Annotated in this window: 13 protein-coding genes; 9 read left to right on the top strand and 4 right to left on the bottom strand. The window is 70.6% G+C overall.

The genetic code is table 11. From position 1 onward, the window contains the following. Positions 1–12 precede the first annotated feature (12 nt). Positions 13–1,542: an FAD-dependent oxidoreductase gene (locus FBZ33_RS28885; protein WP_141911475.1), complete on the bottom strand. Its 1,530-nt coding sequence runs from the start codon at positions 1,540–1,542 to the stop codon at positions 13–15. Between the two features lie 32 nt (positions 1,543–1,574). Then, a complete protein-coding gene (locus FBZ33_RS28880) occupies positions 1,575–2,057 on the bottom strand; it encodes an MSMEG_6728 family protein (protein ID WP_141911473.1) in 483 nt (160 codons plus the stop codon). Positions 2,058–2,152: 95 nt separating this feature from the next. Here FBZ33_RS28880 and FBZ33_RS28875 point away from each other — a divergent pair, with 95 nt between their 5' ends. From FBZ33_RS28875 to FBZ33_RS28835, 8 genes are all read left to right on the top strand, one after another. Continuing rightward, positions 2,153–4,123: an NAD-binding protein gene (locus FBZ33_RS28875; RefSeq protein WP_255509065.1), complete on the top strand. Its 1,971-nt coding sequence runs from the start codon at positions 2,153–2,155 to the stop codon at positions 4,121–4,123. Positions 4,124–4,187: 64 nt separating this feature from the next. Further along, complete coding sequence (locus FBZ33_RS28870; RefSeq protein WP_141911471.1) at positions 4,188–4,424, top strand: hypothetical protein; 237 nt, start codon at positions 4,188–4,190, stop codon at positions 4,422–4,424. After that, on the top strand, positions 4,402–5,205 hold the full coding sequence (locus tag FBZ33_RS28865) for a tetratricopeptide repeat protein (RefSeq protein WP_141911470.1): 804 nt from the start codon (positions 4,402–4,404) through the stop codon (positions 5,203–5,205). Before FBZ33_RS28870 ends, FBZ33_RS28865 begins: the two co-directional genes overlap by 23 nt. Continuing rightward, on the top strand, positions 5,189–5,914 hold the full coding sequence (locus FBZ33_RS28860) for a DUF416 family protein (protein ID WP_185755432.1): 726 nt from the start codon (positions 5,189–5,191) through the stop codon (positions 5,912–5,914). Before FBZ33_RS28865 ends, FBZ33_RS28860 begins: the two co-directional genes overlap by 17 nt. A 21-nt stretch (positions 5,915–5,935) precedes the next feature. Beyond that, complete coding sequence (locus tag FBZ33_RS28855; protein ID WP_141911466.1) at positions 5,936–6,337, top strand: hypothetical protein; 402 nt, start codon at positions 5,936–5,938, stop codon at positions 6,335–6,337. A gap of 463 nt (positions 6,338–6,800) precedes the next feature. Further along, positions 6,801–9,671, top strand: coding sequence for a BTAD domain-containing putative transcriptional regulator (locus tag FBZ33_RS28845; RefSeq protein WP_255509064.1), 2,871 nt, complete (start codon positions 6,801–6,803; stop codon positions 9,669–9,671). A 30-nt stretch (positions 9,672–9,701) separates the two neighbouring features. Beyond that, a complete protein-coding gene (locus FBZ33_RS28840) occupies positions 9,702–10,691 on the top strand; it encodes an ATP-binding cassette domain-containing protein (protein WP_141911462.1) in 990 nt (329 codons plus the stop codon). After that, entirely contained in the window at positions 10,688–11,473 is a 786-nt protein-coding gene (locus FBZ33_RS28835; protein WP_141911460.1) for an ABC transporter permease, read from the top strand. Before FBZ33_RS28840 ends, FBZ33_RS28835 begins: the two co-directional genes overlap by 4 nt. A gap of 27 nt (positions 11,474–11,500) precedes the next feature. Here FBZ33_RS28835 and FBZ33_RS28830 read toward each other — a convergent pair whose 3' ends face one another. Further along, the gene (locus tag FBZ33_RS28830) at positions 11,501–12,739 is read right to left on the bottom strand and encodes an APC family permease (protein ID WP_141911458.1); all 1,239 of its coding nucleotides are present in this window, start codon (positions 12,737–12,739) and stop codon (positions 11,501–11,503) included. Between the two features lie 11 nt (positions 12,740–12,750). Next, positions 12,751–13,488: a phosphatase PAP2 family protein gene (locus FBZ33_RS28825; RefSeq protein ID WP_185755536.1), complete on the bottom strand. Its 738-nt coding sequence runs from the start codon at positions 13,486–13,488 to the stop codon at positions 12,751–12,753. Positions 13,489–13,620: 132 nt separating this feature from the next. Between FBZ33_RS28825 and FBZ33_RS28820 the strand changes: the two genes are divergently transcribed. Further along, the gene (locus FBZ33_RS28820) at positions 13,621–14,832 is read left to right on the top strand and encodes a DUF4032 domain-containing protein (RefSeq protein ID WP_370453056.1); all 1,212 of its coding nucleotides are present in this window, start codon (positions 13,621–13,623) and stop codon (positions 14,830–14,832) included. Positions 14,833–14,857: the final 25 nt, after the last annotated feature.

Raw genomic sequence — 14,857 nt, 5'->3', positions numbered from 1 at the left:
CTTCCACGCGGGTCAGGGCTTCCGGGCGAGCAGTCCGCGCGGTCGGATCGAGCGCACCGGCTCGGCCGAGGCGCCCTCGGCGCGCAGGATGTGGTTCGCGGCGATGATTCCGGTCGCCGCGGAGCGTTCCATCAACGCGCTCGGGAAGTCCGTGGCGATGCCGTCCCCGGCCAGGTAGACGCCGGACGCGTCGGTGCGTACCCCCGGTCGCCAGGCGTGGCTGCCCGGCGTGAACGCTGGCGCCTGCGCCTCGACCCGGGCCCGCAGCTCGCGGACCCGCAGGTCGCCGGCCTCCGGCCAGAGCGCGACCAGCTCGCGGCGCATCCGCTCGGCCAGCTCCTCCGCCGGCACGCCGGGCTCGCAGGCGTACGCGTGCAGCTCGATGACCGACCCGCCGGTCTGCCGCGCCCAGCGCCGCGGCTCGTTCTCCAACCGGTGGTAGAGGGTCACCGAGTCCAGAGTGGGTTGCCGGGACACGCCGTTGAACACCGCCCGCTCGGCGGCCACGTCCCCGTCACACCAGAACCGCGCCACCGCGTACGGCGGGCCGGGCTGGCCGAAGGCGGGCATCCGCGCCGCCAGCTCCGGTGCCTGCCCGGTCAGGTCCGGGGAGGCCGCGACCAGCGCGGCGAGCGCCGGCGGGTCGACGGCGAGCACGACGTGACCGGCCGGGTGGCTGCCGTCGTCGGTGGTCGTCACCCGCCAGCCGTCGCCGTCGCGGTGCACACCGGTCGCGGCGGAGCTGGTCAGCACCCGGCCGCCGTGCTTCTCGACGTGCCGGGTCAGGGGCTCCCAGATAGCCGTGGCGTAGTCCTCGTCGGGGCAGTCGAACGCCAGCCCCTCCGGGTTGCCGAGCAGGTAGAAGTGGAACTGGGCGACCATCTCGGCGGCCGACATCTCCGCCTCGTGGTTGAAGAACGAGTGCGAGAAGACCTCGAACAGCATGGCCCGCGCCCGGTCCGGCAGTCGCAGCGAAGCCAGCAGCTCATCGGCGGTGGTGTCGTCCAACTCGGCGTAGGTGCGTACCGGGTCGTAGCTGAGCAGCGGCAGCGCGGCGTCCCGATCCATCAGTCGCAGGTCGGCCAGGCGCAGGCTGGGGCTGCGCAACAGCAGCGCGAGAAGATTCGTCGGCGGTGCCGGCGGCAGCTTGCCGAACTCCTCGGTCGGCCACTGCTCGCTGAGGATCGGGTAGCCCGGGATGGGCTTGAGGAAACCCAGGTCACTGTCGACCCGGCGGAGAATCGACCGCCAGTTGTAGTACTGCCGGAAGAACGCGTGGAAGCCGTGCTCGTTCTGCTGGCTGCCGTCGGCGAGCGCCTCCGGCCAGGCACCCAGTCGACCACCGAGCGTCGGCGCCGCCTCCAGCACCGTCACCGCCACACCCCGCTCGGCCAGCACCACCGCCGCCGACATGCCGGCGATGCCGCCACCAACCACCACCGCCGTGGCCGGTCGCGGCACGCGGTCCGCGCCACCGCCGCCCGGGTCCACCAGGTGCTGGCGTACGCCGATGAGCCGACCCACCACTTGCGACAGCGCCATGGGCACCTACCTTCCTCGGGCCCCAGTCTCCCCTACTCCAGGCATCGGCGCGCGCGGTCGGAGGCAGGCCAGACGTACTCCAGGTCCGTTGGAACGTCGTCACCGAAGAGTGGCCGGTAGTGCGCCGGGTCCTTGCGGACCAGCGACGAGCGGTGGCTCAGGTGCAGGTCGTCGCGGCCCAGCCACGGTGGCAGCTCGCCGTCCCGGGCCAGCTCGTCCTGGGTCCGTACGACACCGGCCCCGCAGGCGGCGGCGAGGTCGACGGTCATCGTGGTGGCACAGGTGTCCGCCCGCCCCGGTTCGGTCCACACCGCGCACATGTCCAGCCCGTAGCGGGTGAGCGCCTCCTCGTACCCGGCCCACATCTTCACCGCCGGGTGGTTGCGCCAGCCGTACCCGGGTCGGGTGAGCCCGCGCAGCACCTGGATGGCCTCCACCCGTTGCTTGCCCAGCCGCTTCTGGTCCAGCGTCCGGGCGCTGGCCAGAAAGTCCGGGTACGGGAGGAACGTCTGCATGTCGCTGCTCTACCCGTCGCCAGGGCGGGCATGCCTGGCCGGGGGATGATCCGGACGGGGTCGCCCACCGTGGCCGTGCTGATTACGATCCGGGCATGGCGGAGCCGTGGCGGGACCGGGCGCGACGGGCGGTCGAGTGGAACTGGCGGCTGCGCTCCGTCGGTGATCCACGCCCGCACTATGTGATCTGCGGGAAGGACGCGCTCGCCTACTACGTGGCCAGGGCGATGCTCGAATCCGAACTGCCGACGGGTGGCGCCCGGGTGACCGTCGTGGTGCCGGAGCGTTACCGCAGCAACGGCCCGGACGTGGCGGCGCTGCGGGGGGTCCGGGTGGTCCGCTCGGATCGGCTGGACGTGGCCACCTTCGAGGCCGCCGGCCTGGCCGGGGCGTCCGGGCTGGCCCTGCTGCACCAGGACGACGTGGGCAACCTGCACGCAGCGCTCTGCGCCCAGGCCGTCGACCAGCGGGTCCGCCAGGTGCTGCGAATGTTCAACGGCACCCTCGCCGACGGTGTGCGCAAGCTGCTCAAGGCATCGGTCGAGGTGCTCTCCGACGCCGAGATGGCCGCGCCGGCCTTCGTGGCAGCCGCGCTCGGCGAGGTCGACCCGAGTTCCTTCCAGCACCGGGACAAGACGCTGCGGGTGGCCCGCAGGGCCGACGTCCGACCGCAGGACGTGGTCTGCGCACTGGCCCACCTCACCGAGGCGCAGGGGGTGGAGCTGCTTCCGGCCGAGCAGGCTGGCGCGGACCTGGTGCTCGCCGAGGCGACGGGGCAGCCACCCGCCACCGAGGTCGCCGCCCGTCGACTGGTCCGGGCCCGTCGGCGACGCCGTCCGGTCGCGGTGCTGCTGGGCGCGGTACGCGGCTTCGCAACCCGCAAGATCGGCGTCGCGGTGATGCTGGTGCTCGCGGTGATCGCGGTGCTGGGGGCGCTGATCTCCCGCACCGAGGGCGCCTCCCCACTGGAAGCCCTGTACCTGACGCTGGTGACCACGCTCAGCGGCGCCGACCCGGACACCACCAAACCAGCCGGCGCGCAGATCATGCAGGTGGTGCTCAACCTGGCCGGGCTGGCGCTGATTCCGCTGATCACCGCCGTCGTGGTGGACGGCATCGTCAACGCACGACTGGCCCTGCACACAGGCCAGTTGCAACCCGCGCGGGCCGGGCACGTCGTGCTGATCGGCCTGGGCAACGTCGGCACCCGGGTGATGGCGCAGCTGCGCGAGTACGACGTCGAGGTGGTGGCGATCGACAAGGACCCGGAGCCGCGCGGCGCCGCCCTGGCCCGTCAGCTGGAGGTGCCGCTGATCGTCGGTGACGCCGCGCTGCCGGAGACGCTGGTCGCCGCGTCGGTGGCCGACTGTCAGGCGCTGGTGGTGGCGTCCACCGACGACGTGGCCAACCTGGAGGCGGCGCTCGCGGCCCGTGATCTTCGTGGCGACCTGCGGGTGGTGCTGCGGTTCTTCGACGGTGACTTCGCCGAGCGGGTGGAGGAGACCTTCGCCCTCGGCGTCTCCCGGTCGGTCTCCTACCTGGCCGCCCCGGCCTTCATCGGTGCCCTCACCGAACGGGCGGTGATCACCACCATCCCGGTCGACCGGCACGCGCTGCCGGTCGCCGAGGTGCCGGTCGCCGCCGGCTCCGAGTTGGACGGCCGGCCCCTGGGCATGGTCAACCGGGACGGGCAGGTCCGGCTGATCGCCCGGACCCCGGCCGGTGGCGGCAGGACGATCTGGTGGAAGGACCTCGACCCTCGCCAGGTGGTCTTCGCGGGGGACCGGTTGACAGTGGTCGCCCGGCGGCGCGGACTGGACTGGCTGACGCGGCAGTGTGCCCCGCCAGCCCGCCCGGGCCCGGTCTCCCGGCCGGCCGGAGCGGTCCACGGCGGAGTGCCCACTCCAGCGGCGGCGTCTCCCTCGGTGCCGGGCCAGACGGACTCGGGGGCCGGCGTGGCCCACCCCGTTGCCCCCGCCGCAGGCGCTTCCTCGACAATCGCTGGCGGCCCACCGGACGACTTCGCGCTGACCCGCCGACATGACGAGAGCGGCGAGGTGAGCTGACATCACCCGGCGGCGCGGCCGCTGCGCTATCCACCTGGTCAGGGAAGAAGGGCAGCGTAAGTGGTTGTCAATCACCGACTCGTGGTCATCGGGTTGCCTGCCGATCAAGAACGGGCTCTATCGTGCTGATGGCCTGGCTCGAGCGGTGCGAGTGGGGTCCAGGCAGCCCGGCGGTCTGGAACTGCTTGATTCGTTCTCCCACGCAGGGATTCTCTCGGACGACCCGGAATACGTGACCTACGTCGACGTCACCGGGTTGGTCATGGAGGTGGAGTTGGATGATGCTGCATTCGATCTATGACCGGGGGAGTTGGGACCGCCAGGATCCGGTTGAAGTGGCGGACTCGTGCCTCAGGTCTGCTGCCGCAGGCGATGACTCGGCTGTCGCTGAACTGCTTCGCCTGTGCCCTGTGCTGAAGGCGCAGGCTGACCTCGGAAACACTCGTGCACGTACGATGTTGGGCGTCATTTTCATGCTGTATGTCGACGCTCCGGAGGAGACTGTCGACCTCCTGAGTCAGTCCGCCGCCGAGGGCGACGTGGTCGCTCAGCGGACTCTGGCGTACCTGCTGGAGCGAGGGCAGGGGGTCGCCTCTGACAAGGAAAGGGCGATGCGGCTCTATCGTGCGGCAGCCGAGGGTGGAGACGGGATAGCTGCCTTCAACCTTGGCCTGCATTACGCCGATGGCGAATTCCTTGCGGTCGACATCCCTAACGCCGTGCGATGGTTGAGGGTAGCTGCGAAGGCGGAAGTCACTGAGGCGTACCCGTTCCTGGGAAACCATCTGGCTGCCCTTGACCTTGATGAAGAAGCGTTCGAGTGGTATCTCTTCGGCGCCGCGGCGGGTCAGTCCAACTGTATGTTCGTCGTGGGCAGTTGGTACCGGGACGGCATTGGGACGAGCGTGGATCTGGTGCAGGGTCTGCGGTGGTTCATTGCGATGCTCAATGAGGGCAGTGGCGACGGAGTGCACGAGGCCCATAAGCTGGTCTCACGGATGACCTCCGAAGAGGTTCGAGAGGCTGTTCGCCTGGCGGGCCGACCATTCGACGCGGAGGTGTTCCTTGAGCAAGGAAACTGAGCCCTCTTGCCGTCCTGAAGCTGGAGCAGCGTCTACCGAGAGCTTCAACGGTCAGCGGCTGCGCACGGTCCTTGCCGCACTCGAACCGTGGCAGCGTGTTGCGTTCGCGGTCAGTTGTGTTGAGGTTCTGGTGCCGTCCTATGTCAAGTTCAGCGAGCCGGACCAGATCGGTGACGCTGACCTCGTGCGAGCCAGCGTCGATGCTGTCTGGTCGGCCTCGGCCGGTCATCAGCCGGCTGTGCACTGTCCCGAGTTGCCCTCGCCGGACGCAGTGAAGGAGTTGCTGCCCTCGGAGGATGACTGGAATGACTGGGCGCCTCAGGCGGAGGATGCGGTCGCGTCGCTCATCTACCTGCTTGAGCTGGTGGGCAGCGATGACGTCACCTACGCCGTCTACGCAGCCGAGCGGGCATATGCGGCGGCCGACGAGCTCTCGGCTCGGGAGCAGGGCCTTGGGGTGCTCGACGCCGATGACCGTGAGGCTCTGCTTGGGTCGCCGTCAGTCCAGGTTGAGCTGCGGCGGCAGGCGGAGGCTCTCACAATTCTCGGAGACTCCGCCGGTGACCGGTCAGCCGTCGCAGAGCTTCGCGCCGCTGCTCGACGAATTCCGGTCGGTGGTGTGCGGCAACTGCCGTGGGACGACGGTGTTCTTAATGGCGACACGGACGCTCCCTGTCAGACCCTGGGCAGCTTCTCGGCCGCTTCGTAAGTGATTAAAGATCGGTTGAGGGTGGCCGGCTTCCACGTGCTCGAGGCGTATGACATGGCGGAAGGGCTGCCGTCCGAACAGGAAGCCTGGAAGCCGGTCGTCAGTTCGCCGGCAAGCCCCGGATGGTCGGTCGCACTCGCCGCGGTCGATGCAGTGGAACAGGTGGAGCGACGGTGGCGCCGCTTGGTGCATGAGCGCGGGTTGACGAGCGGCGATGGCACCCTGCTAATCGGCCTCACAGGGCACAGTGACGAAAGGCGTTGGGTGGCGGTGCGGCTGCCGGACGGGCCGTTGGCGCTCGACGCGCTCGGTCCGAATCCTGGCGAGCCGGAGTTTGTCGCGATGTCACTGGCCGGCGATGCCGTATGCGGGGTAACGGCAGAGGAGTACGAGTTGTGGGTGGTATGCGCACGACTTGATTGAGCGGGGGCCGATGAGACAACCGTACGACGCGGAAAGGAGTCGGTATGGCAGCGCTGAGCGAACACATGAATGTCTACACAACGCAATCACAGTCCTCGAAAATAAGCGATTCTCGATTTGGTACGACAGGGAACCGATACTTTTTGTGCTCAGCGGGATGGCTGGGACTTCAGGGCGGACAACCCAGTTTCCCTACTCGGCCTGGTAGCGATATTTGAATACAAGAATCCAGGCGAGTACATAAGCTCTTGGTGGGAGACTGAGGGCATCATTCGCTACCCGAATGTTCCCGATAATGTACCTGATTACACCCCTGTCTACGCTAGATTCCGACACCAAAGCGAGCGTGAATAGGGACTTCTCCTTCCTGTGTGGGGCACAGAAATTGCGGTTCACCCTCCGACCCGCAAGCTCGGCGGATCGGTCAGCCGGAACCGGCCGGAGCTGAGCGACAATGGACGGCATGCGTTTCCGCATCCTGGGTCCGACCCAGGTGGTGCTGGCCGACGGGCGAGAGGTCCCCGTGGGCGGTCCGCGGCTGCGCGCACTGCTGGCACTCCTCCTGCTCGACGCGGGTCGGGTGGTCTCCGCCGAGCGGCTGATCGACGGCCTGTACGGGGAGCATCCGCCTCGTGGTGCGGCCAATGCGCTCCAGTCCCAGGTGTCGCGGCTGCGCCAGGCCCTGCCTGCCGGGCACGACCCGGTCGAGTTTCACCCGGCCGGTTATCGCCTGGCCGTGGATCCCGACGATGTCGACGCGTACCGCTTTGAACGGCTCGCCGAGACGGGGCGGCGCGCGCTCGCCGACGGTGACTGGCCCCGGGCAGCGGCGGTGTTGCGCGAGGCGCTGGAGCTGTGGCGTGGTCCCGCCCTGGCCGATGCCGTCGGCGCAGCCGGCGCGCCCGCCCAGGCGGCCCGGCTGGACGAGCTGCGGTTGGCCGCCATCGAGGATCGGGTCGAGGCGGACCTGGCGTTGGGCGCACAGAGCGCGCTGATCGCGGAGCTGCGGGAGTTGGTCGTGGCGCATCCCCTGCGGGAGCGCTCGCGAGGCCAGCTCATGCGTGCCCTGGCGGCACTGGGTCGGCCGGCGGAGGCGCTGGCCGAGTTCGAGGACGCGCGGCACACGCTGGCCGATCAGCTCGGTGTCGACCCATCGGCGGAGCTGGCTGCCGTTCACCTGGCGGTGCTGCGTGGTGAGGAACGCGCGGCGGCCGAGCAGGCGCTGCCGAGCCAGCTCACCACGTTCGTCGGGCGGGAGGAGGAGCTCAAGCGAGTTCGAGCGTTGCTCGGCGAGCGCAGGCTGGTCACCCTCACCGGCCCTGGAGGAGCGGGCAAGACCCGGTTGGCCATCGAGGCTGCGGGACGCGTCGACGGCGACGTCCGTTTCGTCGAGCTGGCCGGGCTGGCCGACGGGTCGGACGTGCCGCAGGCGGTGCTGAGCGCGCTCGGTCTGCGTGACGCGGGTCTGCGGGCCCCGGCCGAGCCGGGCCGGCAGTCCACCGACCGACTGGTCGAGGCGTTGGCCGAGCGGCGGCTGCTGCTCGTGCTCGACAACTGCGAGCACGTCATCGCCGACGTGGCCCGGCTCGCCGCACGACTGCTGAGCGCGTGCCCGGCGCTGCGGGTGCTCGCCACGAGTCGCGAGCCGCTCGGGCTGGCCGGCGAGGCGTTGTGCCCGTTGTCCGGGCTCACCCTGCCGCCACCCGACGCGTCGACGGAGAATGCCGACGACTACGCCGCGGTCAGCCTCTTCGTCCAACGGGCCGCCGACGTCGCACCCGACTTCACCGTCACACCGGCCAACGTCGACGTGGTGCTGCGGATCTGCCGCACCCTCGACGGCCTGCCGTTGGCGATCGAGCTGGCCGCCGCGCGGCTGCGGGCGTTGCCCGTCGCGGAGGTGGCCGCCCGTCTGGACGACCGGTTCCGGCTGCTGTCCATGGGCAGCCGGGCCGCGTCGCCCCGACACCGCACGCTCCGGGCTGTGGTCGAGTGGAGCTGGGACCTTCTCGACGATGCCGAACGCAGACTGGCCCGCCGGCTGACCGTCTTCGCTGGCGGCGCCACGCTGGAGGCCGCCGGGCGGGTCTCCAGCCTTCCTGCGGCAGAGTTCGTCGACGCGCTGAGCGGGCTGGCCGACAAGTCCTTCGTGGAGCTGACCGGCGGCCGTTACCGGATGCTGGAGACGGTGCGTGCCTTCTGCGCCGAGCGTCTCGCCGAAGCCGGCGAGGCCGACCAGCTACGTCGTGCGCACACCGCGTACTTCCTGGAGTTCGCCTGGACCGCCAGCGACCACCTTCGCCGAGCCGAACAGTTGCACTGGTTGCGGCGGCTCGACGCCGAGCGGGACAACCTGCACGCAGCCCTGCGCCGTGCCACCGCGGCCGGTGACGCGCCCGACGCGGCCGGGTTGGTCGCGGCCCTGTCGTTCTACTGGTGGCTGCGCGGCATGCGCGGCGAAGCGGCCCGGTTGGCCGCCAACGTCCTCGACCTGCTGGGGGCCGAAGCGCCGCCGGGGCTGAGCGAGGAGTTCGCCCTCTGCGTCTACAACAGCTCGCTCGCCGGTGCCGGCCACCTGCCCTCGCTCGGAAATCAGCGGTCCGTGATCCGCAGCCTCGATCGGGCACCTCGACAACCGTTCCTGCTGTATCTGTCGGGGATCTCGACCGGGCCGCCGTCCGGCGGCGCCGAGCACGTCGAGGAGTTGATGCGGGAGCTGCGGCGACTGGTCGGTCCGGACGTGTGGATCAACGCGCTCGGCGCGATGGGAAGCGGCTCGGCGCTGATGTGGAGTGGCGAGTGGGACCGGGCCAGGAGCGCGCTGACCACCGCGCTGGACGGCTTCCGGAGCACGGGGGACCGGTGGGGCTGCATGATCACACTCGGTGCGCTCGGCGAACTGGCTGCCTGGCAGGGTGATCCGGAGACGGCGGGCGTCCACATGGACGAGGCCATGGGACTGGTCGAGGCGCTCGGGTCGGCCGTCGACCAGGCCGACATGCTGCGGACCAGGGGCGAGATCCGGCTGCGTGCCGGTGACCTCGCCGCGGCACGGGACGACTTCGCCGGTGCGCTGCTCCTGGCGCAGCGCAGTGGCGCGCCCGAGTTCGTGGCCAGCGCTCGCCTCGGCCTCGCCCAGGTGGCCCGGCTGCGCGGCGATCTGTTCGAGGCGAGACGGCTCTGCGAGGAGGCGTTGGTCGGCGGGCTCACCGGCTGGTACGTCGGCGAGGCCACCCGGTCGGAGATCATCCTCGTGCTCGACGAGATCACCGAGCAGGAGAAGGCCGAAGCCGCGAGCAGGCCTGGTGCCCTGCCGTCAGCGGACGGTGCGTGACCCGTCAGCGCCTGACCGCACCGTGGGGTCATGACGACATACGAGGTGGTCGCCGAGGGTCTGGGCAAACGGTACGGCCCCACCCGCGCGCTCGACAGGTTCGACCTGGCCGTACCGACCGGCACTGTGTACGGGCTGCTGGGGCCCAACGGCGCGGGAAAGACGACGGCCGTACGGATCCTCACCACTCTGCTGCGCTTCGACGCGGGCAGGGCCACCGTGGCCGGGTTCGACGTGCTGCGACAGCCGGACGAGGTGCGGGCCCGGATCGGGTTGACCGGGCAGTACGCCGCGGTCGACGAAACCCTCAGTGGTCGGCAGAACCTGGAACTGTTCGGCCGCCTGTTCCGGCTGGGCCGGCGGGAGGCCCGGCAACGCGCCACCGAACTGCTGGAACGGTTCGGGCTTGCCGAGGCGGCGAGCCGCTCCGCCGGTGAGTACTCGGGTGGGATGCGCCGTCGGCTGGACCTCGCCGCCAGCCTGATCCGTACGCCGCGCGTGCTCTTCCTCGACGAGCCGACGACCGGCCTGGACCCGCGCAGCCGCAACCAGGTGTGGGACCTGGTCCGCGCCCTGGTCACCGAGGGGACGACGGTGCTGCTCACCACGCAGTACCTGGAGGAGGCCGACCAGCTCGCCAACCGGATCTCGGTGATCGACGCCGGTCGGGTGGTGGCCGAGGGGTCACCGGACGAGCTGAAGTCGATGACCGGCGGCGACCGGATCGAGGTGGTGGTGCGCGATGCGGCCGACCTGGATCTGGCCGCCGGCATCGTCGCGCCGATCTGCGGCGCGGAGCCCGAGCGTGACCCGGAGATCCGGCAACTCAGCGTGCCGGTGGCCGACCGGGTCGCCGGGCTGGTCGACGTCGTGCGGGCGTTGGACGACGCGGGGGTCGCGGTCGAGGACATCGGCCTGCGTCGCGCCACGTTGGACGAGGCGTTCCTGCACCTGACCGGGCATCGTCCCGACGAGGCCCGCGAACCGGTTGGCGCCGGACGAAAGGCGGACGTGGCATGACCACTGCGGTAGCCGACGGTTGGACGATGACCAGGCGCAACATGATCCATGTCGTCCGTCAGCCGGAGGAGGTGATCCTGTACTTCTCACTGCCGATCATGTTCGTGCTGGTCTTCGGGTACGTGTTCGGCAGCGGCATGCAGGTCCCCGGTGGTGGCAACTATCGCGAGTTCCTGCTGCCCGGGGTCTTCGTGATGACGATGCTGTACGGCCTCGGCGCTACCGCGACCGGCGTGGCGCTGGACCTCAGCCGGGGTGTCGTCGACCGGTTCCGGTCGATGCCGATGGCACGGTCCGCCCTGATGACCGGCCGCAGCGCTGCCGATCTGCTGCGCGCCCTGCTGGAGATGTCCACGCTGCTGGTCTGCGGCCTGCTCGTCGGTTGGCAGTGGCGAGAGGGTGTGGGCAAGGCGTTGCTGGCCGTCGGGCTGCTCCTGCTGCTGCGGGTCGCGATCACCTGGATGGGGATCTACCTGGCGCTGCTGGTCCGCAGCCCGGACACCGTCGGCGTCATCGTCTTCCCGGCGGCGTTTCCGCTCACCGCGATCTCCAATGTCTTCGTGTCGCCGGAGCTGATGCCCCCGGTCATCGGGACGATCTCGGAGTGGAACCCGTTGTCGGCCACCGTCGCGGCGATCCGCGAACTGTTCGGCAACCCGGGTCTGGGTGGCAACTCCTGGCCGGCGGAGCACGCCATGCTGTTGGCGGTGCTGTGGCCGATGCTGCTGATCGCGACGTTCGCTCCGCTGGCGGTGCGCCGCTACCGACGCCTGAGCCGTTGACCCCCGCGCGCCGGTGGCCCGCTCAGGTCACCGGCGCGCGAGGCGCAGCGCGTACCAGGCCGCGCCAGCGGCGAGCACACCGAAGCCCGCGAGGACGCTGGTCACGGGCAGGTTGACCGCGAGCAGCAGACACCCGACCAGCCCCAGGCCGGCGAGCACCTGCACCGGCAGCCGCCGACCGGGTTCCCGCCCCAGTGTGAGCGCCGCCGCGTTGGTGATCGCGTAGTAGACCAGCACCGTGCAGCTGGAGAAGCCGATGGCCCCCCGTACGTCGCCGAGGAGCACGACCACGATCACCACGGCGGCGACCGCCAGCTCCGCGCGGTGCGGCACCCTTTGCACCGGGTGCACGGCGGCCAGCGCACCGGGCAGGTCGCGGCGGCGGGCCATCGCGAGGGCGGTCCGGCCGACTCCGGCGACCAGGGACAGCAGCACCCCGACGACCGCGATCGTGGCCCCGGCGCGGACCACCCAGGCCAGGCCGGGTAGCCCGGCGGCGGTCACCACGTCGACCAGGGGCGCGGCGGATCCGGCCAGCCGGTCGGCGCCGAGTACGCCGAGCGTGACCACGGCCAACACCAGGTAGATCGCGAGCACCGCCCCGAGCGCCAACGGCACCGCGCGGGGAATGGTCCGCTGCGGATCGCGGACCTCCTCGCCGAGCGTGGCGATCCGGGCGTACCCGGCGAAGGCGAAGAAGAGCAGCCCGGCGGCGGTGAGCACACCTCGGGCGGAGCCGCCGGGCTCACCGAGCCGATCCAGGTGCACCGGCCCGCCCGCCACTCCGACGACCGCGACCAGGGCCAACACCGCGAGCACCAGCGCCACCAGCAGTTTCGTGACGGTGGCCGTCTTGCCGATGCCGCGCAGGTTGACCCCGGTCACCGCGAGCACCGCGCCGACCGCGACCAACCGGGCCTGGCCCGGCCACAGGTACGCCCCGATGGTCAACGCCATCGCCGCGCAGCTCGCCGTCTTGCCGACCACGAAGCCCCAGCCGGCCAGGAACCCGGCGAACGGCCCGAGGCGTTCCCGGCCGTAGACGTACGTGCCGCCGGACTCCGGGTAGCGGGCCGCCAGCCGCGCCGAGCTGGTCGCGTTGCAGAAGGCGATGAAACCGGCCAGCACCAGCGCGGGCAGCAACCCGGAGCCGCCGGCCGCCGCCGCGGCCGGGCCGAAGACCACGAAGACGCCCGCGCCGAGCATCGAGCCCAACCCGATGACAACCGCATCGGGTACGCCGAGCCGCCGCGACAGTTGGTCCACGGACCGAAACCCTAGGGGTACGAGGTGAACGGCCGGTCCCAATCGCGTAGCCGGCGGGGGAGCGGGATGTCGTCCCAGGGCACCCGGTGCAGCAGCCGGTCCAGCAGGAGGCCCAGCAGCAGCCCGGCCACCGAGTCGGTCAGCCAGTGCCAGCCGAGGTAGGTGGTGGTGGTGAGGACGACAAGCGGTGGCACGATGCGGATCACGGTGATCAGCCGGGCGGGCAGTTGCCGGCCGAAGCTGCGGGCCAGCGGGGCGAGCAGTAGCGCGATGACGCCGTACCAGACGATGGCGTTGGCGACGTGCCCCGACGGGTAGGACTGGGCGAATCGGACCGGCAGGTCGTCGTGGAACAGCGGCAGGGTCTGCTCGGGCGGCAGGAAGGGCTCCTTGACACTGGCGCTCGGCGCTGCCCGCGCGGTCCAGACCTTCAGCGGACCGATCGTCAGGTAGGTCAGCACGAACCCGACCACCGGCGGCAGGATCGGCCGCACCGACCGCAGCCGGACGGCCAGCAGCACGCCCAACCCTGCGGCGATCAGGGTCAGTGGAGTGCCCTGGCCGAGCAGGTTGAATACCCGGGCCACCCAGTAGGCGACCGTCGGTCGGTGCCCGTCGGCCCAGTCGGCCACCGCCCGGTCCAACCCGAAGAGTTGGTCGGCGGCGAGCGCCACCGTCAATCCGACCAGACCGACCAGCAGCAGCGCGTCGAACCACCAGCCGGCTGGTCGGACGGGCCGTAGCCGCAGGTCACGTCGTACCGCCGTGGGTTTGAGCACGCGACCACGCTACCGGCCCGGCGCCAGGCCGGGGTGTTCGGCGCTGTGGGCCCAACCACGATGTGAGGCGGATGCGGGGGGCGAGGCGTCATGCTTGTGCCCGTGCGGATCACGTCTGCCCTCGTGGACCCGGCGCTGCTCGACCTGCCCTGGTCGACACCGCTGGAGGAGTGGCCTGCCCAACACCTGGTGGCCCTGCCGCAGGGCATCTCCCGACACATCGTCCGGTTCGTCCGGCTCGGTGACTACGTGTACGCGTTCAAGGAGACCCGCGAGCGGATCGCTGAGCGGGAGTACGACCTGCTCAGGGCCCTGGAGCGGATCGATTTTCCCTCGGTCGAGGCGGTGGCGGTCGTCGCCGACCGGCAGACCGAGGACGGGGAACCTCTCGAATCGGTGCTGATCACCCGGCACCTCCAGTTCTCCCTGCCGTACCGGGCTCTGTTCTCGCACACCCTGCGGCCGGAGACGATGAGCCGGCTGCTCGACGCGCTCGCCGCCCTGATCGTGCGGATGCACCTCACCGGTTTCTTCTGGGGTGACTGCTCGCTGTCGAACACGCTGTTCCGCCGGGACGCGGGCGCGTTCGCCGCCTACCTGGTGGACGCGGAGACGGGCGCGTTGCACAACTCACTCTCCAACGGCCAGCGCGGTGAGGACCTGGAGATCGCCCGGGTGAACATCTTCGGTGAGGCGCTGGACCTCCAGGCCGCCGGCCTGCTGCACGAGTCCATCGACCCCGAGGTGGTCTGCGAGGAGGTCGTGCAGCGCTACGAGCGACTGTGGCACGAGATCACCTACGAGCAGGCGGTCGAGCGGGAGGCCCGGCACGACATCGAGGGCCGGATCCGCCGCCTCAACGAGCTGGGCTTCGACGTGGCCGAGGTGGCCATGTCGTCCATCGACGACGGGCGTTACCTGGTCCGGCCGAAGGTGGTCGACGCCGGCTACCACACCCGGCGGCTGCTGCGGCTGACCGGTCTGGACGCCGAGGAGAACCAGGCTCGCAAGCTGCTCAACGACCTGGACGCCTATCGGGCGGAGAGCGACCTGACCGACGAGCAGCAGGCCGCACACCGCTGGCTCACCGAGGTCTTCGAGCCGGTGGTCCGGGCCGTTCCCGCGCACCTGCGCCGCAAGCTGGAGCCGCAGGAGCTGTTCGCGCAGATCATCGAGCACAAATGGCTGCTCTCCGAGCAGGCCGGCCGGGACGTCGGGATGCGCCACGCGGTCCAGTCGTACCTGGCCGACGTGCTGGTGCACCGTCCCGACGAGCAGGCCATCCTCGGCGTGGAAGTCCCCGCCATCGGCTGAGCTGGGGCTATGCCTGCTCCGCGTC

Origin of the sequence: Micromonospora sp. A202, assembly GCF_006715105.1 — a bacterium.
In the GTDB taxonomy this organism is placed as follows: Bacteria; Actinomycetota; Actinomycetes; order Mycobacteriales; family Micromonosporaceae; genus Micromonospora; species Micromonospora zamorensis.
This window is presented reverse-complemented; position numbering and strand designations above follow the sequence as displayed.

Bases quoted from the DNA above. Each gene is read 5' to 3' on its own strand.
- FBZ33_RS28885 (WP_141911475.1), bottom strand. From the start codon at position 1,542: ATGGCGCTGTCGCAAGTGGTGGGTCGGCTCATCGGCGTACGCCAGCAC.
- FBZ33_RS28880 (WP_141911473.1), bottom strand. From the start codon at position 2,057: ATGCAGACGTTCCTCCCGTACCCGGACTTTCTGGCCAGCGCCCGGACG.
- FBZ33_RS28875 (WP_255509065.1), top strand. From the start codon at position 2,153: ATGGCGGAGCCGTGGCGGGACCGGGCGCGACGGGCGGTCGAGTGGAAC.
- FBZ33_RS28865 (WP_141911470.1), top strand. From the start codon at position 4,402: ATGATGCTGCATTCGATCTATGACCGGGGGAGTTGGGACCGCCAGGAT.
- FBZ33_RS28845 (WP_255509064.1), top strand. From the start codon at position 6,801: ATGCGTTTCCGCATCCTGGGTCCGACCCAGGTGGTGCTGGCCGACGGG.
- FBZ33_RS28840 (WP_141911462.1), top strand. From the start codon at position 9,702: ATGACGACATACGAGGTGGTCGCCGAGGGTCTGGGCAAACGGTACGGC.
- FBZ33_RS28835 (WP_141911460.1), top strand. From the start codon at position 10,688: ATGACCACTGCGGTAGCCGACGGTTGGACGATGACCAGGCGCAACATG.